Annotated in this window: 29 protein-coding genes; 21 read left to right on the forward strand and 8 right to left on the reverse strand. The window is 56.5% G+C overall.

Annotation, left to right across the window (positions count from 1 at the left end):
- Positions 1-7: 7 nt before the first annotated feature.
- From ELR57_RS18905 to ELR57_RS18930, 7 genes are all read left to right on the forward strand, one after another.
- Positions 8-262: a hypothetical protein gene (locus ELR57_RS18905; RefSeq protein ID WP_126960651.1), complete on the forward strand. Its 255-nt coding sequence runs from the start codon at positions 8-10 to the stop codon at positions 260-262.
- A 21-nt stretch (positions 263-283) separates the two neighbouring features.
- Complete coding sequence (locus tag ELR57_RS18910) at positions 284-763, forward strand: hypothetical protein (protein ID WP_126960652.1); 480 nt, start codon at positions 284-286, stop codon at positions 761-763.
- Between the two features lie 153 nt (positions 764-916).
- On the forward strand, positions 917-1,162 hold the full coding sequence (locus ELR57_RS18915; RefSeq protein WP_126960814.1) for a zinc ribbon domain-containing protein: 246 nt from the start codon (positions 917-919) through the stop codon (positions 1,160-1,162).
- A gap of 16 nt (positions 1,163-1,178) precedes the next feature.
- The gene (locus tag ELR57_RS27900) at positions 1,179-1,325 is read left to right on the forward strand and encodes a hypothetical protein (protein WP_158630074.1); all 147 of its coding nucleotides are present in this window, start codon (positions 1,179-1,181) and stop codon (positions 1,323-1,325) included.
- A gap of 76 nt (positions 1,326-1,401) precedes the next feature.
- Positions 1,402-1,791, forward strand: a complete 390-nt coding sequence (locus ELR57_RS18920; protein ID WP_126960653.1) for a DUF2500 domain-containing protein — start codon at positions 1,402-1,404, stop codon at positions 1,789-1,791.
- An 11-nt stretch (positions 1,792-1,802) separates the two neighbouring features.
- Positions 1,803-2,489, forward strand: coding sequence for a hypothetical protein (locus tag ELR57_RS18925; RefSeq protein ID WP_126960654.1), 687 nt, complete (start codon positions 1,803-1,805; stop codon positions 2,487-2,489).
- Positions 2,490-2,526: 37 nt separating this feature from the next.
- The gene (locus ELR57_RS18930) at positions 2,527-2,721 is read left to right on the forward strand and encodes a DUF4177 domain-containing protein (protein WP_126960655.1); all 195 of its coding nucleotides are present in this window, start codon (positions 2,527-2,529) and stop codon (positions 2,719-2,721) included.
- Between the two features lie 137 nt (positions 2,722-2,858).
- Here the strand turns inward: ELR57_RS18930 and ELR57_RS18935 are convergent, their stop codons facing one another.
- The gene (locus ELR57_RS18935; protein WP_126960656.1) at positions 2,859-3,455 is read right to left on the reverse strand and encodes a hypothetical protein; all 597 of its coding nucleotides are present in this window, start codon (positions 3,453-3,455) and stop codon (positions 2,859-2,861) included.
- Positions 3,456-3,858: 403 nt separating this feature from the next.
- On the opposite strand from ELR57_RS18935, the gene ELR57_RS18940 reads away from it, so the two are divergent.
- Positions 3,859-4,230: a hypothetical protein gene (locus ELR57_RS18940; protein ID WP_126960657.1), complete on the forward strand. Its 372-nt coding sequence runs from the start codon at positions 3,859-3,861 to the stop codon at positions 4,228-4,230.
- A gap of 92 nt (positions 4,231-4,322) precedes the next feature.
- Here the strand turns inward: ELR57_RS18940 and ELR57_RS18945 are convergent, their stop codons facing one another.
- From ELR57_RS18945 to mnmL, 5 genes are all read right to left on the reverse strand, one after another.
- Complete coding sequence (locus tag ELR57_RS18945) at positions 4,323-4,799, reverse strand: hypothetical protein (protein ID WP_126960658.1); 477 nt, start codon at positions 4,797-4,799, stop codon at positions 4,323-4,325.
- Positions 4,800-4,862: 63 nt separating this feature from the next.
- The gene (locus tag ELR57_RS18950) at positions 4,863-5,843 is read right to left on the reverse strand and encodes a type I phosphomannose isomerase catalytic subunit (protein ID WP_126960659.1); all 981 of its coding nucleotides are present in this window, start codon (positions 5,841-5,843) and stop codon (positions 4,863-4,865) included.
- On the reverse strand, positions 5,840-6,244 hold the full coding sequence (locus ELR57_RS18955; RefSeq protein ID WP_126960660.1) for a VOC family protein: 405 nt from the start codon (positions 6,242-6,244) through the stop codon (positions 5,840-5,842). The genes ELR57_RS18950 and ELR57_RS18955 overlap by 4 nt, the downstream gene beginning before the upstream one ends.
- 24 nt (positions 6,245-6,268) lie before the next feature.
- The gene (locus tag ELR57_RS18960; RefSeq protein WP_126960661.1) at positions 6,269-6,925 is read right to left on the reverse strand and encodes a tRNA (mnm(5)s(2)U34)-methyltransferase; all 657 of its coding nucleotides are present in this window, start codon (positions 6,923-6,925) and stop codon (positions 6,269-6,271) included.
- 1 nt (position 6,926) lies between these two features.
- Positions 6,927-7,892, reverse strand: a complete 966-nt coding sequence (mnmL, locus tag ELR57_RS18965) for a tRNA modification radical SAM protein MnmL/YtqA (RefSeq protein ID WP_126960662.1) — start codon at positions 7,890-7,892, stop codon at positions 6,927-6,929.
- 326 nt (positions 7,893-8,218) lie between these two features.
- On the opposite strand from mnmL, the gene ELR57_RS18970 reads away from it, so the two are divergent.
- From ELR57_RS18970 to ELR57_RS18990, 5 genes are all read left to right on the forward strand, one after another.
- Positions 8,219-8,404, forward strand: coding sequence for a hypothetical protein (locus ELR57_RS18970; protein ID WP_126960663.1), 186 nt, complete (start codon positions 8,219-8,221; stop codon positions 8,402-8,404).
- A 187-nt stretch (positions 8,405-8,591) separates the two neighbouring features.
- Complete coding sequence (gene trmB, locus ELR57_RS18975) at positions 8,592-9,386, forward strand: tRNA (guanosine(46)-N7)-methyltransferase TrmB (protein ID WP_126960664.1); 795 nt, start codon at positions 8,592-8,594, stop codon at positions 9,384-9,386.
- Between the two features lie 521 nt (positions 9,387-9,907).
- Positions 9,908-10,504, forward strand: a complete 597-nt coding sequence (locus ELR57_RS18980; RefSeq protein ID WP_126960665.1) for a sterol desaturase family protein — start codon at positions 9,908-9,910, stop codon at positions 10,502-10,504.
- 90 nt (positions 10,505-10,594) lie between these two features.
- The gene (locus ELR57_RS18985; protein ID WP_126960666.1) at positions 10,595-10,894 is read left to right on the forward strand and encodes a phasin family protein; all 300 of its coding nucleotides are present in this window, start codon (positions 10,595-10,597) and stop codon (positions 10,892-10,894) included.
- A gap of 45 nt (positions 10,895-10,939) precedes the next feature.
- Positions 10,940-12,616 (forward strand): ABC1 kinase family protein, encoded by a 1,677-nt coding sequence (locus tag ELR57_RS18990; protein WP_126960667.1) that lies wholly within the window; start codon positions 10,940-10,942, stop codon positions 12,614-12,616.
- Here ELR57_RS18990 and ELR57_RS18995 read toward each other — a convergent pair.
- Positions 12,613-13,140, reverse strand: a complete 528-nt coding sequence (locus ELR57_RS18995; RefSeq protein ID WP_238162601.1) for a phosphatase PAP2 family protein — start codon at positions 13,138-13,140, stop codon at positions 12,613-12,615. The genes ELR57_RS18990 and ELR57_RS18995 overlap by 4 nt on opposite strands.
- A 214-nt stretch (positions 13,141-13,354) precedes the next feature.
- Here ELR57_RS18995 and ELR57_RS19000 point away from each other — a divergent pair, with 214 nt between their 5' ends.
- The 6 genes from ELR57_RS19000 to ELR57_RS19025 all read left to right on the forward strand — a co-directional run bounded on the left by ELR57_RS19000 (position 13,355) and on the right by ELR57_RS19025 (position 17,828).
- On the forward strand, positions 13,355-14,530 hold the full coding sequence (locus ELR57_RS19000) for a glycosyltransferase family 4 protein (protein WP_126960668.1): 1,176 nt from the start codon (positions 13,355-13,357) through the stop codon (positions 14,528-14,530).
- Positions 14,531-14,638: 108 nt separating this feature from the next.
- Positions 14,639-15,901, forward strand: coding sequence for a glycosyltransferase family 2 protein (locus tag ELR57_RS19005; RefSeq protein ID WP_126960669.1), 1,263 nt, complete (start codon positions 14,639-14,641; stop codon positions 15,899-15,901).
- Between the two features lie 293 nt (positions 15,902-16,194).
- On the forward strand, positions 16,195-16,689 hold the full coding sequence (infC, locus tag ELR57_RS19010) for a translation initiation factor IF-3 (protein ID WP_126960816.1): 495 nt from the start codon (positions 16,195-16,197) through the stop codon (positions 16,687-16,689).
- An 18-nt stretch (positions 16,690-16,707) separates the two neighbouring features.
- Positions 16,708-16,908 carry a 50S ribosomal protein L35 gene (rpmI, locus tag ELR57_RS19015; RefSeq protein ID WP_126960670.1) on the forward strand — a complete coding sequence of 67 codons (201 nt, stop codon included), beginning with the start codon at positions 16,708-16,710 and terminating at the stop codon, positions 16,906-16,908.
- A gap of 51 nt (positions 16,909-16,959) precedes the next feature.
- A complete protein-coding gene (rplT, locus tag ELR57_RS19020) occupies positions 16,960-17,319 on the forward strand; it encodes a 50S ribosomal protein L20 (protein ID WP_126960671.1) in 360 nt (119 codons plus the stop codon).
- A gap of 221 nt (positions 17,320-17,540) precedes the next feature.
- Positions 17,541-17,828 (forward strand): 50S ribosomal protein L33, encoded by a 288-nt coding sequence (locus tag ELR57_RS19025; protein ID WP_126960672.1) that lies wholly within the window; start codon positions 17,541-17,543, stop codon positions 17,826-17,828.
- Positions 17,829-17,914: 86 nt separating this feature from the next.
- Here the strand turns inward: ELR57_RS19025 and ELR57_RS19030 are convergent, their stop codons facing one another.
- A complete protein-coding gene (locus ELR57_RS19030; protein ID WP_126960673.1) occupies positions 17,915-18,511 on the reverse strand; it encodes a GNAT family N-acetyltransferase in 597 nt (198 codons plus the stop codon).
- 589 nt (positions 18,512-19,100) lie between these two features.
- On the opposite strand from ELR57_RS19030, the gene ilvB reads away from it, so the two are divergent.
- Positions 19,101-20,846, forward strand: coding sequence for a biosynthetic-type acetolactate synthase large subunit (gene ilvB, locus ELR57_RS19035; protein ID WP_126960674.1), 1,746 nt, complete (start codon positions 19,101-19,103; stop codon positions 20,844-20,846).
- Positions 20,843-21,328, forward strand: a complete 486-nt coding sequence (gene ilvN, locus ELR57_RS19040) for an acetolactate synthase small subunit (RefSeq protein WP_126960675.1) — start codon at positions 20,843-20,845, stop codon at positions 21,326-21,328. The genes ilvB and ilvN overlap by 4 nt, the downstream gene beginning before the upstream one ends.
- Positions 21,329-21,495: the final 167 nt, after the last annotated feature.

The raw sequence follows: 21,495 nt of genomic DNA on the forward strand, positions 1-21,495 counted from the left end.
CATTCGGATGATCACTTATTTCATTTTTGCGCTGGGTTGCCTATTTGCCCTGCTTGCGCTGTTACTCAACTCAGATGAACGTGGCCAGGATTTCTTGTTATCGTTTGTCGTATTTGCCGTTCTGTACTGCGTGAATCGAGTGAATAACGCGCTTGGGGTTTGGGAGAATTTCAACCGAACGCCTATTAACGTCATGGTCTCGTTGTCGGTTATCGCCTACGTGATCTACTTGTTCCGCAAGAGAGACGATCGCTGGAATTAACAAGGACAGGAGAAATAGCAAATGAAAAGAATCTCGGTGGTTGTGCTCGTCGTTTGCTTCTTGCTAAGCGGATGCCTATCAGATAAGCCGGATCGTCTAAGCGAAGAGCGGATCAAGGAGCTGGCCTGGAGTTCTCTCGAACAGGGAATTAGAGACGATGTCGTCGGGGCCAAGGTGGATATCGGGCATAGGCTTGAGCCTTCTGGCGTGACGTTGATCTACAATAAGGCTCCGGCTGACGTTTGGAAGCAAGCGGAGGTAAGCGATCTGAGCAAAGCCGAGATTGGAGCCATCGTTCACGCCGGACATCTGCAAGCGGATTCGCTTCCGAAGGAGATTGTCGCCGTTGGCTTTAAGCTGATGCTTCAGGAGGATTCGAATCTATCCTACCAACCGTACCGCGTGTATATCGAACCTGTCTCCGGCGAAGTTCTGGGCAAGCAGCCGGGAAGCTTAGGGAATCCGTCGCAAATCGTCCTGGATTACCCATCTCCGCCTTAATGCCATTAGGAAAAGAAGGGAAGCATGCATATGATCGAATGTCCTTATTGTTCGAGCGAGATCGAGATTACGAACGGCAGATGCCCGGAATGCAAGCGGCGATTGGCCGAGGTAGGCGAAGAGGACTTCGACGAGACGTCCGAAGAAGCCTCCATGAGCGCGGAGGATATGATTATCGCCAGATTCCGCTGCTCCAAGTGCCAAGGCGAGGAATGCGAGACCAAGGAAGTCGCGATGACGGGCACGGGCCTCAGCAAGCTGTTCGATATCGAGCACAATCATTTTCTGTTCGTCTCGTGCACGAATTGCGGATTCGTCGAGGTGTACAATCCGGATATCCTGAACGGATACAAGTCGGGACGGTTGGGCACGGTGATGGACATCTTGTTTGGGGTTTAGCCTCAGGGAGGGGCGATTGGGGATCCTCTATCTTCTATGGGCGGAGATCGGGGAGAACTCCGAGCATATCAAGAGAAACTATCGGAAGATGCAGGAGAACTGGAATCAGCCGGGTGGACAATTCTTTATCCGAGAAGAAGAGGAAGAGGACAAAAAACCATGATTCCGAGGATTTTCTAAACGTTATTTCAATAGAGGCAAGCAGAACGCTAACAACCCCAACTCAAGGAGAAGGTGCAATGAATTCGAATTTCGGCCAATCCAATGGCTTCTTTGATTTGTTAGATGATATTCCTGTCTTTTTCAAGATTTTCGGGGGTCTGGTTTTTGCATTGGTCTTCGGCGGATTTCTGTACATCATCATTCGCGGGCTAACGATGTGGATCTCGAACAACGCGGCCGAGCTTGCCCGGAGAACATGCAAGGTCATCGATAAGCGCACCGAGGTATGGGGGGGCTCCGGCGATTCCAGCGCCAATACGAACTATTACATCACATTCGAATTCGAGGACAGAACCCGGATCGAGCTGTATGTTCGGCCGCAGCAATTCGGCTTGATCACGATCGGGGATACCGGAGATCTTACCTACCAAGGCAAGCGATTCAAGCAATTCAATCGAGATCTTTAGGAGATTGCGGAATGGGATCGAGAACATTCAAGCTGTGGAATCCGGAGCTGGGAGACGAAGAGGCGAATCGCTGGGTGCGGGAAGAGAAGGCGAGCGCCTCCTACCGGCTTATGCTGGTACTGAGTCTCGTGAGCAGCGTCATGATGGCGGCTTTCCAACTCTATCGCTGGACGCTGGCGGATCAGGTGACGGCATTCGTCGCCGCGGCTTTTCAGATGTTTATTTATGTCCTGTTCTATGGAATACTTACTCTTTCCTTGCTGTACGCGCTATTCTCTTGGACCAAGGGCAGGCGGATGCGGAACGCGATTCCTGCGCTGATCGGGGTCGCCGTTCTCTTAATGGCGAACGTCCTTCCGCTTCCCGCCTATATGATCGATTACGATTACCGCTCCAACAATAAGGAGCGCAATGCAGCGGTCGAATACCTGGAAGCGAACGAATGGATAGGTAACGGACTTCAATCAACCGTGCTGCTGCCAAGCGAATATCGGCATTTGTCCAAAGGCGGCGGGGAGGTGACGGTTCGGGGGCAAGGGGAGAAGCTTGAGATCTTGTTCTATACCTTCCGCGGAATCTTGGATAATTACTCCGGATTCGTCTACACGAAGGACGGCTCGTTCCCGGATTCATTGGGGAAGGAATTTATCGAATCCAAGAAGTATTCGTCGCATTGGTATTGGGTGAAATCCGCTTGATCGATATAAGAAATCGGATGTTCGAGGGGGAAACGCGATGTACGAATATTTCTTCGTGGAGTCGAAGTTCGGCGCCTTCTTCTCGCCGGATGCGCATCAAGAGATCATCGTCAAGTACGCGAAGCAAGGCTGGAGGCTTGTTCAGGTTCTTCCGACGAACTACAATGAACAGGGCAAACCGGGCAAATGCGAGATCATCTTCGAGAGACCGATCCCGGAGAACCGTACATAACGAACCGGCCTATCGCTTCTGGAGAAGCAAAGGGTTCAAGGAAGCGGCCGTCAAGCCATGGGGCCATAAACAAGTGATCGTCTATGAGCGAAAGGTGCCTCCAGCCGTCTAATCGGACGTTGGAGACACCTTTTTCGTTAAGAGTATAATGCGGTCTGATAGTTGTCGCTTATGACGGCTATTTTCTTCAAATGCACGAGAATCGTTTTCAAGAACTCGTTCTCGTTCATAATGGCATAACCGCTCATACGATACGAGTCCTCCTTCAATCGCGGTTCCTGCAAGGCTTCGTTAACATAATGGCGAAGTTTATCGAGATCCTTGTCCATCAGACGAATTTCCTTGGCCATAAGTCCGAGATGATACAGCGCCAGCTCGCTCAGCTCTTTCGGGTCGCTTTTCCAATATTGAAAGCTAAGACTGGTAACCACGCTTAACGGATTCCCGCCATAGGCTAGGGATAGGGCGGCATTGCGTTCTTCCATCCGCTTGTCAGGATCGCTTTCGCCGCTCCCTGTACGGCTTATAAGAACGGAGAGCTCTTCTTCCATCTCGAAGGAAGAAGCCTTGACTTGCTCGATAAGCTTGACGACTCGGGTCGGGCTCTGGCCGTTCGGCACATTCCTCAGATCGTCTATCTGCTCAGCCAATGGGAGAAAGGATGGCGATCTCTCAAGGAGCCGTAGGAAGCTCTCGCCGTTCAAAGCCTGAAGCTCCTGAATCTCATCGTTCATCTTGGAATTCTTGTCTAAATACTCCGATCTGTCGTGGAGGAAAAGGGAGAGGATGATCAGGAGCGCAGCTCCGAGGAGCCATCTACCGATTTTTTTCTTCCCGTTATGCGTTGACTGCGCCTGGTCCATGGTCGATGAGGCTCCCACCTTAGCTTTTCAAGTAACCTATTCATTGTATAAGGCAGAAAGTGTTTCGGCTATTGGCAAAAGGTGGGCGAAGGGTGGAGCGAGGGGAGGTCATTGTAAACGTTCTTTGATGGAAAAAATAACCAAAAAATGGTTACCTCTATTGCGATAAAGTGCTATACTGACGGCAGAAGGGTACAAGCCCTACCTTGCGGCACTCCAACATTCATTAATTCGAATACCCTTCTCCATTCCATGTGCGAAAGGAGGGATATTAATGAAATCGAAGAAGCTGGTCGCATTCATGCTGTCCGTCGTGATGCTGCTCATGTTCGCTTCGGCCGCAAGCGCCGATCCGACTCCGCTGTCCTCCACGGATACGATTACGGGACAGGGCCATCTGACGATTGCCGGAACGGCGTACTTCAGCGGTTCGATGGGCGCCGGAGTCATCTTCGCGGACGTCTATCGCGTCGAGAACGGCGTGCAGACGCTGGTCGAGAGCAGCCGTTCCAACATCTTCAGCAATCCGACGACGGTCAACTACAGCATTAACTTCAACACGTCGTTTACCCAAGGCACTTATCTGATCAAATATTCGTATGGCGGCTCGCTGAGCTACTTGAGCAGCTATCCGCACTTCTCTTAAAGAATCGATAGAAGTCATCCCTGTGCAAAGCCAAAAACGACACCTTCCCGATGCTCGGGAGGTGTCGTTTTTGTATGCTTGTACCCATTTGTTTACTCAACCGTTTCGGTATCCAGCACCGGATCCTCGGAAGTGGGCGCGATCTCGTTAGATGGAACCGGCTCGTCCTTGGTGCGGATCAGGCGATCCGTGATCGCCGGCACGATAAGGAAGAAGGCGTAGGCGAGCGTCATCCAGACCGTATAGGCGTGGTGTTGTCCTTCGTCGAACTTCGTGAACACGCTGTCCCGGTTCCATACGATGATCGTGTTGAGCAGCAGGCCGATGAACGTGCTGATGAAGCCGAGGCGAGTCGCCGAGCCGGACACGCGGAACATCCGCAGGCGAACGACAAGCGAGATTCCGATCAGCACGAGCACGGTCAGCACTTCGAGGAGGAACAAGGAGGAGCCGAAGTGGTCGTCCTCCGTGCTCACCAGCAGCCAGTCTCCGAAGAGCAGGAAGAACAGAAGGGCGACCGCCCACATGGCAAGGCCGAGTCCGGTTAAGATCAAATTTTGACGCAGCATCGTACGACTCCCTTTCGCGCCTAGGCGCATCCTAGTGATGGGACAATTCCATGCAGAGCAAGATTACTTCGAGCTAGGAACGCGGCTGCGGAGTACCGTCAGGCTGCCTTCCAGCGTATAAGCTCCGAGCGGAGCCGGAAGCAGGAAGCAGTCACCCGCCTTCGCGCCGATCCGATCCGATCCCCAGCCGATAGAGCCGGTGCCTTCGGCCACGATCACGATGTCGAAGCTCTCCGGGGAAGTCTCTTGCTTCCAAGAGCCGTTCACGACCCCTTTATCGGTGATGAAGTAAGGGGATTCCGCAAGCGTCAGCCATTCGTTCGGCTTGGCTCCGTCCGTCTTCATGCGGGTCGCCCCGGCGCCTTCGTAGGCGGTCACGTTCAAGGAATCCTCGATGTGAAGCTCGCGAGGCTTGCCGTCCAGACCCGGACGGTCGTAGTCGTACAGGCGGTAAGTCGTGTCGGAGTTCTGTTGGATCTCCGCGACGAGCACGCCCGCGCAGAGGGCATGGACCGTTCCGGCCGGGATATAGAACGTGTCTCCCGCTTGAACGGATACTTCTTGGAGCGTATCCATGATGCGATTCTCCTCGATCGCCGCCGCGAACGATTCGCGGGTGACGCCGGGTTGAAGGCCGTAGATGATCTTGGCTCCCGGCTTCGCATCGAGCACGTACCACATCTCGGTCTTGCCAAGCTCGCCCTTCGGCAATCCGGCGTAGCTGTCGTTCGGGTGAACCTGGACGGACAGGTCGTCGTTGCAATCCAGCAGCTTGATCAGAAGCGGGAAACGTCCGTTGCCGGACTTGCTTCCGGCGGACCCGAACCAGTCGTCGCCGAGCTTCTCGCGGATCTGGTCGAGGCCTTGGCCGGCGAGCTCGCCGTTCAGGACGTGGGAGACGCCGTTCGCGTGGTCGGCGATCATCCAGCCTTCGCCGATGTGGCCTTCCGGAACGTCGAACCCGAATTGCTCGAGGGCGCGTCCGCCCCATACTCTTTCTTTGAACTCCGGCTTGAAGTGCAGCGGATAAGGTTTGATTGTCATTGTACATGTCCTCCTCTTGTTGATTGGAAAAATTCAATGGATTCTCCGTCGGGGCCGTGGAAGAAGAAGTAGCGGCTTCCGTTCGGCAGACGGGTGATCTCGGGATCGATCGCGTCGACGCCCAGCTTGGATAGGCGAGCGTATTCCTCCTCGATATCGTCCACGGCGAAAGCGACATGATGCACCAGGCCCTCCGGATGCACGTCGCCGTCGTAGCCTTGGATCAGCTCGATCTCGGTGTCTCGGGAACCGGGGAACGACAGGAAAGCCAGCTTGATCACGCCGTTCGTATGATCGAGCGTCTCGAGGTACTCGAGCCCGATTACTTGCGTATAGAACTCGATGGACGCTTCCAGGTTGCTCGAATGAATGCCGACATGCTCGATTTTGCGTACAGCCATGGCATCTCCAACTCCTTCTTATCGTTATCTCTTCTGGATGGCAACGAGGTACGGGGCATTCGGCTTCTGCTGGAACCGATAAACGACCGATTGCGCGGCAGAGGCCGGAAGGGCCGCGCTCCAATCGGCCACGGCCGCCGCTTCCTCGCCGCCTCCTTCGTGGCCGGGATAGAGTACGATCGTAATAATTCCTCCTGGGGAGAGGAGATCGAGAGCAGCCGTAAGCGCGGCAAGCGTCGTCTCGGTCAACGTAATCAGCTTGCGGCCTTCCTCGCTTGCGGCCGGGAAGTAGCCGAGATTGAACATGACCGCCCTAACCTTGCCCTTATGCTCGGTGGCGACCAGCTCGCCCATTCGCTCGTGGCCGGCATGCAGCAGTTGGACAGGAGCGAGGCCGGCGCGGCGATAAGGCTTCCCGCGAGGATCGCGGACGCCGCCTTCCGTTTGCTCGGTCTCCGTCGACTTGTCTGCCGCCGAAGCGTCGAGCAACCGCTGTCGGGTCGCGTCCAGCGCTTCCTTCTGGACATCGAAGGCATAGACATGACCGGCGGAGCCGACCGTTCGGGCGAGAAACAGCGTGTCCACGCCGCCTCCGGCCGTCGCGTCGATGACGACCGAGCCGGGCGGGGCTTGCTCGGCCGCCCAACGCTGGGCCATGGTCAGTACGGAGAGGAAGCCCATCTTAGCGTCCCTCCCAAAGCTTGCCTTGCCAGCTGTTGCGGCGTATGAGCTCGGCGTCGATTCCGTTCAGGACGGGCCACTTATCAAGGCTCCACATGGGGCCGATCAGCAGGTCGCGCGGAGCATCGCCCGTCAGCCGATGAACGATGATCTCCGGCGGCAGCATCTCCAGCGTGTCGACGACGAGGCCGATGTACTCGTCCCTCTCGAGGAAGCGCAGCAGCCCTTTCTTCCACTGGCGGACCATCGGCGTCTTGCGCATCAGATGGAGGAGGTGAATCTTGATGCCCTGAATGTCCATGCGAGCCGTTTGCCGTCCGGTCTCCAGCATCATCTCCCGATCCTCGCCCGGCAGTCCGTAGATGATATGGGCGCAGACGCGAATGCCGCGAGCTCTCAGCCGCCTAACCGCGTCCAGGTAACAGGCGGTGTCGTGGGCGCGGTTGATCAGCGCCGAGGTCGATTCGTGGACGGTCTGCAGCCCCATCTCGACCCACAGATAGGTGCGCTCGTTCAGCTCGGCCAGATAATCGACGACATCGTCGGGAAGGCAGTCCGGACGGGTCGCGATGGACAGGCCGACGACGCCGGGCAAAGCGAGAATCGTCTCGTAATACTCCTTGAGCGTCGCCAGAGGGGCGTATGTATTCGTGTAAGCCTGGAAGTACCCGATGTACTTGGCGTTCGGCCACTTCAGGTGCTGCCGGTCGCGGATCTTGTTGAACTGAACGGCAAGGTCGTCCCGCCGGCTCCCGGCGAAATCGCCGGACCCCCTCGCGCTGCAGAACGTGCAGCCGCCGGCCGCGATCGATCCGTCCCGATTCGGACAAGTAAAGCCGGCATCCAGCGTAACCTTGAAGACCTTCGCGCCGAACTGTTCTCGCATCTCGTGGTTCCACGTATGAAACCTTTTGTTATCGCTCCACGTCAGAAGCTCCCCTCCCCGGGGTTTTTCCGCGATTGGCATTGTTCATAACCGCTCCTTGCTTGTTCCTACCGTACCCCCATTGTACCGAAAAAAAGGTGGATTGGCGAGAAGAGGGCGGCAGCCCGATAAAAGCTCCTTGGTGCCCGGAGGGGAATCGATAAAGAGGTTTTTACCTGGGAACCAGTGGAAAATAGCGCTTTCAACTTGAAAAAGCTAACATGATGTGTTATTTTAAAAGTGCGCCAAATCAACAAACAAAGCTGACATCGCTCGATAAATTCAGCAATTTAATTTCCAGCTGCTCCGCGAAGAAGGGAACCCGTTCCCACAATCATTTTATCAGGAGAAAGCGAGAGGTGAGGATCATGACTTCTATCGTTAAGATCCCGCAAGGAGACGATACGATGAAGGTAGAGCTGACCATCAAGGAAGTGATGGCGCTCGCAGGCATCAAGTTCCACAACAACAATGTCGAAGTTTCCGCGAAGAAGAAGCTGCAAGAGGCCCTGGACGCTCAGTATCATATTGAAGAATCCCGTCCGCTGAACTAAGCGGCCGTTGACGGAATGGAATAGAGCCCTTTGAGACCGCCTGCTCTCCGCTTGGAGCGTACGGCGGTCTTCGTTGTCTGGAAGGCGAACGCGAATCCCTTTACTTTTCCGGCGAGATTCGGCACAATAGGTGTCGGTTGTTCAGAACGGATATTCGTCCCGTGGAGGGGCGACAGGAGGGTAATCGATGCGTTTGCGCGGCAAGAAAAACAGAGTTAGCTTGGAGACCCAGACGGATCTGGTCGTGCTGGAGCCGAAGCGGTACAAGGGCAAGTGGCATGAGCTCTTCGGCAACGACCATCCGATACATATCGAGCTCGGAATGGGCAAGGGGCAGTTCATCAGCCGGATGAGCGCGAACAATCCGGAGATCAACTATCTCGGCATGGACATGTTCGACGAGCTGCTCCGAATCGGCAGCCGGAAGGCCCGTACTTTATGGAAGGAAGAAAAGAACTCGGACGAGGTGCCGAATCTGTTCCTCGTTCGAGGCAACGTGGAGCATCTGGAGGAGATGTTCGAGCCGGGGGAGCTGGAGCGGATCTATCTGAACTTTAGCGATCCGTGGCCGAAGTCCAAGCACGCGAAGCGGCGCTTGACGTATCACCGTTTCCTGAGCATGTACAAGAACGTGCTCAACGAGCGGGGAGAGATTCACTTCAAGACGGACTCGCTGAGCCTATTCGAGTTCTCGCTCAACAGCTTCTCGGATTCGTTGCTTCAGATGAAGAACATCTCGCTTGATCTCCATCGCAACGGACTGCGGGAAGACCTGGTCCTGACGGAATACGAGACGAAGTTCTCCAGCCAAGGGATGCCGATCTATCGCCTGGAAGCCGTCATCGGCAGCGAGGCGATCGAGAAGCACCGGCAGCGGGTCGCCGAGTCGATGAAGCCCTCCGCAAGGCGCGGTCCGTCCGATGGCGGAGACGATGCGGACGAGCCGGACGAGTCGGATGCGGAAGGCGGATCCGAGCAATAAGCGGATCTGATTACGATAGCGAAGATCATCTATAGAAGAGAGACCTCATCCTAGCCCATTTACGGGCTTGGGTGAGGTCTTTTTTTGGTGCGTTAAGGGCATAGGTGCTGCTTTTTAGGTCGATAGACGATTTTCTCGACTATCTGGCGTGTTTTAGGTCGCTTGGGGTGCACGATAGTCGATTTTTTCGACTACCGGGTGTGTTCTAGATCGCTTTCGGAGCTCGATAGTCGATTTTATCGACTATCTGGCTCGTTCTAGGTCGCTTGCGGTGCGCTATAGTCGATTTTTTCGACTATCTGCTTGCGAGGCTTGCGGGGGCGGTGCTAAATCGCGCGTATATCGTGTCGTACGGCAACATCTCGAGGAGTTAAGGCGCTGAGCGGCATGGAGATAGTGTCGTAGGGCAACATCTGGACTCGCGAATACACTCCGCTCTTAAATAGATCAAGCTTTGCGAGTTGACCGCATAGACTAGAATAGGCCAGGTTGCCACGGCCGGCCGGAGAGGAGCGGACAAGATGAAGCTCGCCCATCGCGAATTCTGGACGAATCCTATGATTGCTTTCATAACGGGGGTCGGAGTCGGCATGCTGGCGATATCGATCGCCGGTTACAGGGGGATGCCCAGCGTTATCTGTTTGCTTGGAGGCGCGGCCGTGTACGCGATCTTCGAGTACCTCGTCCATCGTTTCCTGCTGCATCAGCTCCCGCGCATTGCCCCGGCGATGCACCGAGGGCACGCGGAGCATCATCGCCATCCGACGGAGATGGAGCACCTTTTCAGCCCCCTTCGTTATGATCTGATCCTGTACTTGGGCTATTCCCTGTTCAACCTGGCGGTGTTCCGCGATTGGCGGCTGGCAAGCGCGGTCGTCGCCGGATCGGCGTTGTTCCAGCTTTACTACCAATGGATGCACTATTCCTCCCACCGCCCCATTAAGCTCATCACTCCGTGGGGGAGATGGATGAGAAAAAAGCATCTGCTGCATCATTATCTGGATGAACATGCCTGGTATGGGGTGTCCCATCCCGTCATGGATTACCTGCTCGGCACGAGCAAGCCGCAGCCGAAGAACCGCGGGGAGCAAGGCAAGCAGCCGCCCGCTGTCCGCTGAACCCTCTTTTCCCCGAATGATCGGATATCGGATTATCCACACTAACCAAGAAATCGGAGATGCCACAGGAAGAAGGAAGGAGCTGTCGAGATGAGAGATCTCATTAACAGGGCCGTATCGCTGGGACTTGGAATCGCGGTCGCGAGCAAGGAGCAGGTCGAGAAGCTGGTCGACGAGCTGGTCAAGAAGGGAGAGATGAGCCGCGCGGATTCGTTCGCCTTCATCGACGATCTGCTCAAGAAGGGAGAGGAAGCCCAACGTAAGGTGGAGGCTCTCATTCAGGAGAAGGTCCAGAAGGCGGTGGGCGACAGGAAGTGGGCGACCAAAGAGGATCTGGAGCGGATCGAACGCCGGCTGGATCAGCTTCTGGATCGGCTGGAGAAGAGCTGACGACCGGTTGTTTCGTTGAAAAAAGCAAGCTAGGGGGGCGGCAGAATGGACGTGGGGCGGAGATTTCGTCATCTTCACCGGTATCGGGAGATCGCGTCGGCGTTCGTTCGCTACGGCTTCGGCTACCTGATCAAGGATCTCGGGCTGGCCGAGCTGGTTCCCTATCGGGCGGCATGGAGCGGGAAGAAGAAGGGAGTCGACAAGAAGTCGCTCGGCATCCGCATCCGGATGTTCCTGGAGGAGCTCGGACCGACCTTCGTGAAGCTAGGCCAGATGGCGGGCTCGCGTTCCGATCTGCTTCCGGAGGACATCGCGGCCGAGCTAAAGTCGCTGCAGGATAACGTTGCCCCCTTCCCTTTCGAAGAGGCGGTCGCGATCATCGAGGCCGAGCTCGGAGACCGAATGGATGCCCTCTTCTCCGAATTCGCCGACCGCCCGGTGGCGGCGGCTTCCATCGGACAAGTCTATCTGGCCGTTCTGAGCACCGGAGAACCCGTCGCCGTGAAGGTGCAAAGGCCGAACATCCGGACGATCGTGGAGACGGATCTCGAGATTCTCGACGAGCTTGCGAGGATGGCGGAGAGACGAATGGAGTGGGCCAAGCGCTATCGGATCCGGGAGATGGCGGAAGAGCTCGGGAGATCGCTGCTGGCCGAGCTGGATTACGGGCAAGAGAGACGCAACGCGGAGAAATTCGCCGTCCTTGGGGCGTCGATTCCTCATCTGTATATTCCCGAAGTGTATTCGCAGCGGTCCAGCGCCAAGATTCTGACGATGGAGCGAATCGACGGCATCAAGCTTTCCGACAAGCAAGGACTGACGCTGGCCGGGCATTCCCCGACGGATGTCGCGGACCGCTTCGTCTCGATTATTCTGCATCAGGTGCTGTTCGACGGTTTTTTTCATGGGGATCCGCATCCGGGGAACGCGATTGTCCTGGAAGACGGCCGAATCGCGCTTCTTGACTTCGGGATGGTCGGCAAGCTGAGCACCACGACGAAGCTCTACTTCTCTTCGCTGGTCATCGCCCTTCGAGGCCAGAATACCCAGGGGATCGTGCGCTCGATATCCAGGCTGGGCCTTATTCCCGAGAACGTGAATAGGGAATCGCTGTACCAAGACGTGGACGAGCTTAGAGAGATCTATTATGGAGTCCCGCTGAGCAAGATCAGCATAGGGGATTCGATTCGCCGGATGATGGACGTCGCGCGCAAGCACGATATTCGTTTTCCTTCCGAATTAACGCTGCTGGCCAAGACGCTGCTGACGACGGAAGGAGTCGCATCGGAGCTCGATCCGACCTTCAGCATTCTGAAGGTGGCCGAGCCTTTCGGAAGGCGGCTGCTGAAGCATAAGATCAATCCGGCTCGGGTGTTGAAGCAGGCGGGGGAGAGGCTGCCGGAGCTGCTTGACTGGCTGACGGATACGCCGGGCAAGCTGAAGGAGCTGCTGACGCTCGCCAAGCAGGGCAAGATCAAGCTGGAGCTTACCGTGCCGGAGACGGAGGCGTTCATGAGGAAGCTGGATCGGATCGGCAACAGGCTGTCCATCAGCATCGTTCTGCTGGCGTTCAGCATTCTGATGGTCGGAATCATGATCGGTTCTTCTATTAATAGCGAAAGCATCACCATCGGCCGAATCCCGGCGATCGAGATCGGGTTCGCGGCAGCGGGCGCGATGCTTCTCTGGCTCTTATTCTCGATCTTCCGTTCCGGCCGTTAGACGATCCAGAGGGAGACCAGCATTGCCGTTGCGCTTCCCAGAAGCGCGCCTGCCAGCGTATCGCTTGGAAAATGCAGGCCGAAGTAGATGCGCGACAGGCCGATACCGACCGCGATCGGCAGCAGCAGCGGGATGAGCAGCGGTTCCGCGATCATCCACGGCGTGAGCATGGCGAAGCCCGCCGTCGTATGGCCGGAAGGGAAGGAGGGGTCCTTCAGCGGGCTCCTGCCCGTGGTCGCTTGGGGATAAATCTGATAGGGCCGCTTGCGGGGAGCGCTCCGCTTCGCGAGGAAGACGGGCACGTGGCTCAGCGCGACGGCCGCAAGCGCTTGCCAGCCCGCCGTACTCCAATGCCCGGGAGCGAAGAAGCCGATCGCGGCAGAGACCAGCAGGCTGAAGGTAGCCCCTCCCATAAGGGTAAGAAGAGCGAACAACCGATTCAAAGCCGCGCGGTTCCACCTCTGGTTCACATGCAGGAAGATCGGGCCTTCCACCTGATCGAGAAGGCGGTAAATTTGGCTCACGTCCTCACTCTCCTTCGCCATCATCCGACGATTATCAACTTCCCCTCCATCCTAACGCAGCTTTGTTCTGAGGAGATCAACGGAAAAGCAGCGGATTGTTAACCTTCCGGGAACCATTGCGGAACCGTCGGCCTTATACTCGCTTGACATTCGCGTGACACGCCGATAACTTCTCTCCTCTACGATGGAGATAAGATTAGGAGGCGATGAGCGTATGGAAGAGCTTCGAATCGCGCTGTTCACCGACACGTACACCCCGGAGGTTAACGGCGTCGCCAAGACGCTGGAACGGTGGACCGCGTATTTGCGCAAGCAAGGGATAGCCATTCAGGTGTTCGCCCCCTCTAGGCCGCGAAGGGAGGCCGCCTCTCCAGGATCCGCCGAGCGGCTTGCGAGCATTCCATTCTTCCTGTACCCGGAGCTGCGCTTGTCGGTCCCCGTCTCTCCGGCGGCTGAACGCAAGCTGCTGAAATTCCGACCGACCGTCATTCATGCGGCGACCCCGTTCGGAACCGGCATGGCCGGAAGGCATCTTGCCCTGAAGCATGGAATTCCCCTTATCGCCTCTCACCACACTCACTTTGTCCGATACCTTCCGTATTACAACCTTCAGTGGATGGGTACACTGTTATGGAGATATTTGTATTGGTTTCACCGTCCGTGCGAACGGATTCTGGTTCCTTCGCCTTCCGTTCTGGAGGAATGCCGCAAGAAAGGCTGGAGCGGGCTGGAGGTATGGAGCCGGGCGATCGACACTTCCGTTTTCCATCCGGAGACGGATCGGAATCGCTTGCTGGAGCAGGCGGGAATTCCCGCGTCGAGGTTCCTTGTGCTAAGCGCGGGCAGGCTGGCGCCGGAGAAACAGACGGAGGTATCCGTCGAAGCCGTCGCCCGCTTCGCTTCGCTTACCGGCGCGGACGTCGAGCTTGTTCTGGCGGGGGAAGGCCCCGCCGAAGCGAGCCTTCGGTCTCTGGCGGCCAAGCGGAACGTCAACGCTCGCTTCCTGGGCTCCGTTCCGCAATCGGAGCTGCAGAAGTGGATGGCGGCGGCGGACGTCATGCTGTTTCCTTCGGCAACCGAGACGTTCGGCAACGTCGTCCTGGAAGCGATGGCGTGCGGACTTCCCGTCATCGGCGCCAACGGAGGGGCCGTGCCCGACACGCTCAAGCACGGAGTCAACGGCCTTCTCTGCGCGCCGGGGCAAGCGGACGAGTTCGCGGCCGCTTTAGCCGAGCTGCACGCAGAGCCCCGGCTTCGGGAGAAGCTGTCCGGAGCCGCTCTGGACACCGCGCGCTCGAAGTCATGGGATGAAGTGTTCGGCGGCCTGCTTGCCTGCATAGCCCAAGTCTCCTCCCGTAAGGCAAAGGAACAAACCGTTATTTCCGTTTAATCGGCAACACAATTAGAAAGCGGCGCCGGGAACCTTCAAACGACAAAAAAACGAAGGTCATGGCAGAAGCCGCGAAGAAAAAGGGGTTCAGGGGGTTAAAAACTGAATATGTGGAATCAAGCGTTTCTCGCTCTGCAGCTGATCTTCTTCCTGATCGGCGCCTACCAGGTGGTTCTGTCGCTGTTCGGTTGGCATCGCCAGAAGGAGAAGATCACGCGACCGCCGACGAAAACATTCGCTATTCTTGTGGCCGCTCACAATGAAGAGGCGGTTATCGGAGCTCTTGTGGAGAACCTGCTGAAGCAGGAGTATCCGCGGGAGCTGTACGATCTATTCGTGATCTGCGATAACTGCAGCGACCGTACGGCGGAGGTCGTCAGAAGCTATCCTGGCGTTTATGTGTACGAACGCGCGATGCCCGGCAAGAGAGGCAAGGGCTTCGCCATCGAATGGATGCTGAAGGAGCTGTGGAAGCGGCCGAGGAGTTACGATGCCGTGGTCATGTTCGACGCCGACAATCTGGCGGCGACGAACTTCCTGGAATACATGAACGAGGATCTGTGCAACGGATACCGAGTCATCCAGGGCTATCTGGACACGAAGAATCCTCACGATTCGTGGGTGAGCGCCGCCAACGGAATTAATTACTGGTTCTGCAACCGGCTGTGGCAGTTGCCTCGGCATAACGTCGGGCTGGCGAATTACCTGGGGGGCACGGGTATGTGCTTCGACGCCGCCCTGCTCAAGGAGATGGGGTGGGGAGCGACGAGCCTGGTGGAGGATCTCGAGTTTACGATCCGCTGCATCCAGCGGAACGTGTATCCGAAGTTCAATTTCGACGCCAGGGTATACGACGAGAAGCCGATAACCTTCGCGGCTTCCTCCCGCCAGCGGCTGCGCTGGATGCAAGGCCACTTCGACGTCGCCCGCCGATACTTGCCGTCCATGCTGTGGCAAGGCTTGAAGGAACGCAGCTGGATCAAGCTGGACGCGGCGTTGTATATCTTCAACGCGTACAACTTTCTGATCGGTTTCCTGGTCACTTCTGTCTTGTGGATCGACGCTTTCCTGCCGGGAGATCCCCACTTCCAGTCGATTTACGCATTGATGCCTAACTGGCTCGCGGTACCGATCTCCCTGTACATCTATCTGCAATGCCCTCTGGCCATGCTGCTCGAGAAGGTGAACTGGAGAAGCTACCTGCGGCTCGCGACCTTCCCCGTGTTCTTCCTGTCGTGGTGGCCCGTGACTGTCTGGGCGTTCTTCACCCAGAACAACAAAACCTGGAGCCATACGAAGCATTCCCGGGTGCTTCGCTTGGAAGAGGTTCAGGGCAAGCGAATGGGCGCGGAAGGGACGAATACGGCATAAGCAAAGCAAGTTGACACGTTATCGGCAGCGTGATATAGTAATCGAGTGACTGTTCTAATCATCAGCACGCACAAGCAGAAGCACCCGCTTCTCACCTGCCCGGCAAGCGTCGGCTGGTTTTTGCGTAGCCGACGTACCGGCAGCGACGGAGCGATTCCTCGCGAGCCAACCTAACGTTTGCGACGGAATGCGGGTCTTCAACGACTCGCATTTTTTTTGTTTGTTTGTGTAAGAGAAGAACAAGGCAACTCAGTCCTATATGGAGGTGGAACATTATCAGCAAGGATCATCAAATCAACGAGGAAATCCGGGCGAAGGAAGTCCGTCTCGTCGGACCGGAAGGCGAGCAGCTCGGCATTAAGCCGTTCCGCGAAGCTATGCAGATGGCTATTGATGCGAACATGGATCTGGTGAACGTGGCGCCGCAGGCGAAGCCGCCGGTATGCCGCATCATGGACTACGGCAAATTCCGTTACGAGTCGCAGAAGAAAGAAAAGGAAGCCCGGAAGAATCAGAAGATCGTCGACCTGAAGGAAGTTTGGTTCCGTTCGAATATCGAGGAGCACGACTACCAGACGAAATTTCGCAACGTCGTGAAGTTTCTGAATGAAGGCGATAAGGTCAAATGTTCCGTTCGCTTCCGCGGTCGTGAGATTGCCCACGCGAACATCGGCCTTAAGATTCTGGAACGCGTCGCCAGCGAAGTGGCAGACATCTGCACCGTTGAGCGGGTTCCGAAGCTGGAAGGCCGCAGCATGATCATGATTCTGGCTCCTAAGAGCCACTAATGACAGGAGGAAAAACAGATGCCTAAGATGAAGACCCACAGCAGCCTGAAGGATCGTTTCAAAGTTACCGGAACGGGTAAAGTGAAGCGTTTCAAGGCTTACAAGAACCACTTGCTGTCCCACAAGTCCGGCCGCCAGAAGCGCGTTCTGTCTTCGCAGCCGAACCTTGCGCAAGGCGACTACCGTCGTCTGCAACAACAAATCGCAAACCTGAAATAATCGACTACAAGATCGCGCAAGCGATATTCATATTCCGGGAGGTAATGAGCAATGGCAAGAGTTAAAGGCGGATTCGTAACCCGCCGCCGTCGCAATCGAGTTCTTAAGCTCGCCAAAGGTTACTGGGGCGCGAAACACCGCCTGTTCAAGAAAGCTAACGAGCAAGTCCTGAAGTCCCTGACGTACGCATACCGCGACCGTCGTCAAACGAAGCGCAACTTCCGCAAGCTGTGGATCGTGCGCATCAACGCGGCTGCTCGTCAGAACGGCCTGTCCTACAGCAAGCTGATGCACGGCCTGAAGCTGGCCGGCATCGAAGTCAACCGCAAGATCCTGGCCGACCTGGCTGTGAACGACATCGCTGCGTTCAACACGCTGGCTGGCACTGCTAAAGAGAAGATCAACGCGTAATTCGCGTTAGTCATCGAAGGCCGTCTTTTTCCGTATGCGGAAGAAGGCGGCTTTTTGCATTTCCGAATGCGATTTTGCGGCCCTAGCCCCTTTTGAATGCCACGGACAAGGGTGCAGTCGGCGGCTCGAACGGCTTCATATGTTATAGGACAACGGGGACGGACTCTCGAGGCCTTCAGCGGCCATCAAGAGTGGCGCTCCGTGAGGGGAGGAGGGGGAAAATGTCACGAGTTTCTCGCGATCAGGTCTCTAAGCTGGTTGGCAAATCGATCTATGCGAAGCTGAAGGACGGCAGCGTCGTCAGCGGCAAGCTGGTTCGGGTTAGCGGCGATCAGCTGATCCTTGAAGCACCGAAAGCATCCAAAGGCAAGAAGGTCCAGACGAAAGCGATCCTTCCGCTCGCGCTATTCGATCTTCTCGCCATCGGCACGGCTCCTTTCGCATATGGCGGCTACTACGGTGGAGGGTACGGCTATGGATATGACGGCTTCTATGGCGGCTGGTGGTAATCTCCTTCCGACAGCTCCATGATTAAACGAATAGCCTCCAAGCTTCGAAGGCGCGCTAGCGCGCCTCGGGCCTGGAGGCTAATTTGTTAAAGGGGGCGATAAAGCCAGTCGTCGCCGGCCGCGCTCGGTCCGTTGCCGTAACCGGACTTGTGCGATTCACGGAAGGACCTGTTCCCGCGAGTTTCTTGAAGCTGGTTCTCCTCGTTGCCAATGGCGAAATGCCAGATCCAGCCCGGATCGATATCGAGCTTCTTCTCCATTCGATAGCAGACCAGGGCTTCCACGTATTGCGCGTTCGAGTAGCCTAGCTTGGAGTAGAAGCGCTGGGCTTTGGCGTTGTCCTTGTCGACATAGAGGATACTCTTGATGCAGCCTTTCTTGCGTCCGTACTCTTCCGCGCGGCTCATCAGCTCCGTGCCCCATCTGCGATTCTGATGGGTCGGATCGACGGCAAGAAGATCGATGAACAGGACTTTGTCCTGAACGATCAGATGGAGGAATCCGAACGGCTCTTCGCTTCGGCTGCGAGAAGCGACAAGCGTGGCGCCTTTTCTAAGGCGATCGACAATCTCGCTGTGCAGCCTGCCGTCGCGAGGATGCTGCCACGGCGATTTCGGCACCAGTTGGGTGCGGACGAGCTTGACGATTCCTTTGATATCCCGGGGCTGCTTCCAGCGAATCATGATGTCACCTCCAGGAGAGATCGATGCGGGGACAGGGCGGCGGATTGCTATATGGTATGTATACGTCCTCGCGGTTGCTCTCCACGAATGGCCGATGTCTCTGTTGGAGAAATGGAGACGTGCGGGGATTCCCAATAAGAATTAGCTCGGTTGTATTGACGAATGCGATGGGGAAGCATATAATTAAGCTTATTCAACCGAACATTCAACAGCAATGATAAGGAAGAAGCGAGAGGGCTCTTGAGCTCAGAGAGCGTCGGATATGCTGAGACCGATGCCTTAATCCCTGTACGCTGGGTCTCCTTGGAGCTGTTCGCCTGAACCGCCGGAATCGGCATTGTAGGGTGAAACGGATTGGCGCTCGTTAACGTGCCTAAGGTATGCGATTGCCTCTTGAGCGCTCAAGCTTGCAGCCATACTTTATGAGACCGTCACCGCGAGGTGCACGGTGAATCCGGGTGGTACCGCGGAAGGAACAGCCTTTCGTCCCAGAACATCGAGACTGATGTTCGGGATGGAAGGCTTTTTGGTTTTTTTACGATCGTAAACGACAACCTTAACATTTTACATTCCGGAAGGAGGATGACGGATGAGCGCACAAAGTGCCACGCTGAAATCCAAAGAAGAATTGATTGAGAAGTGGAGCAAACCGGAGGTCATATCGGGATCGGAAATGCTTCTGCGCAGCCTGTTGTTGGAGGGTGTGGATTGCGTCTTCGGTTATCCGGGCGGGGCGGTTCTTTATATTTACGACGCCATGTATGGCTTCAGCGATTTTAACCACTTGCTCACCCGCCACGAGCAGGGGGCCATTCACGCGGCAGACGGCTATGCCCGCAGCACGGGCAAAGTCGGCGTCTGCATCGCCACTTCGGGTCCGGGAGCGACCAACCTGGTAACGGGTATCGCAACCGCCTATATGGACTCGGTGCCGCTCGTCGTCATCACCGGCAACGTCATCTCCTCGCTGATCGGCACGGACGCGTTCCAAGAAGCCGACATCGTCGGCATCACGATGCCGATCACGAAGCACAGCTACATGGTTCGCGACGTCAAGGAGCTGCCTCGCGTCATTCACGAAGCGTTCCATATCGCGAATACGGGCCGCAAGGGACCGGTGCTTATCGACATCCCGAAGGATGTCTCCGCAGCCAAAGCCTTGTTCCAGCCCTCGAACGAGATCGATCTTCGCGGTTACCATCCGACGGTCAACCCGAATCGCAACCAAGTCGACAAGATGATCCGCGCCATCGAGAAGTCCGAGCGCCCGGTTCTGCTCGTAGGCGGCGGAGCGGTTTACTCGGGAGCGCACGAAGAACTTTACGAATTCGTCACGAAGACGCAAATTCCGATTACGACGACTCTGCTCGGACTCGGCGCATTCCCGACCGGCCATGAGCTTCATATGGGCTTCCCGGGCATGCACGGCACCTGGACGGCGAACACGGCGATCCAGAACGCGGACCTTCTGATCAATATCGGCGCTCGCTTCGACGACCGCGTAACGGGCAAACTCTCGGGCTTCGCACCGAAGGCGAAGATCGTCCACATCGACATCGATCCGGCGGAGATCGGCAAGAACGTGCCGACGGACATTCCGATCGTCGGCGACGTGAAGGCCGTTCTGCAGCTGGCCAACACGCTGGTGAAGAAGACCGAACATGCGGACGCATGGCGCGGCCAGATTGCGGAATGGAAGGCAAGCAAGCCGTTCAAGTACATCGATTCCGAGACGGAATTGAAGCCGCAATGGGTCGTCGAGCTGATTCACGACACGACGAACGGCGACGCGATCGTCACGACGGACGTCGGACAGCACCAGATGTGGGCCGCGCAGTACTATCCGTTCAATAAGCCTCGTTCGCTGGTTACCTCCGGCGGCCTGGGAACGATGGGCTTCGGCTTCCCGTCCGCGATCGGAGCTCAGATGGGCAACCCGGACCGCACGGTCGTCTCGATCAACGGCGATGGCGGCATGCAGATGTGCGCCCAAGAGCTCGCGATCTGCGCGATCAACAACATCCCGGTCAAGGTCGCGATCCTGAACAACCAGGTACTCGGCATGGTTCGCCAATGGCAGGAGCTGATTCACGAGAATCGTTACAGCCACATCGATCTGGCCGGCAGCCCGGACTTCGTGAAGCTGGGCGAAGCTTACGGCGTCAAGTCGTTCCGCGCAACGAACAAGGAAGAAGCTCGCCGCGCTTGGGAAGAGGCGCTTAATCATCCAGGGCCTGCTCTCGTCGAATTCGTCGTACGCAAGGAAGAGAACGTCTACCCGATGGTTACGCAAGGCAGCACCATCGATCAAATGCTCATGGGGGATTCCGAATGAACCGCAAACATACCATTGCCATTCTCGTGAACGACCAGCCGGGCGTTCTGCAACGGGTGTCTGGGCTGTTCGGACGCAGAGGCTTCAACATCGAGAGCATTACGGTTGGAGCCTCCGAAGAGCCCGGCCTGTCCCGGATGGTTATCGTAACCACCGGAGACGACCATACTTTAGAACAGATACAGAAGCAGCTCTACAAGATCATTGACGTCATCAAAGTCATCGACATCGGATCTAGCCCGATGGTCGGAAGAGAGCTTGGCCTGATCAAGGTCAACGCCGAGCCCTCTTCCCGTCCGGAGATTCTCGGCGTCGTCGAGACCTTCCGCGCGGCCGTCGTCGACATCAGCCCGAACAGCCTGATCGTTCAGGTGGTCGGGGATTCGGACAAGCTGGACGCCATGATCGAGCTGCTGAAGCCATACGGCATTCGCGAGCTGTCCCGTACCGGCGTCACCGCGATGATTCGCGGGGCCCGCTAAACTAAAGTTTATCCAGACGCTTTAGCGCTTCGCATCAAGTAGGCATTATTTTCCGAACGCTGCCCGCTGGAGCGGGTGTTCGAGGAGAGGAGCGGCAGGCTGCGAACCTGGCTTGTCCTGCTCTTCTCTCTTGGAACGCCCGTTCCATGAGGGTTGCCAATATTGCT

The organism is Cohnella sp. AR92, assembly GCF_003990975.1.
Lineage (GTDB): Bacteria > Bacillota > Bacilli > Paenibacillales > Paenibacillaceae > Cohnella.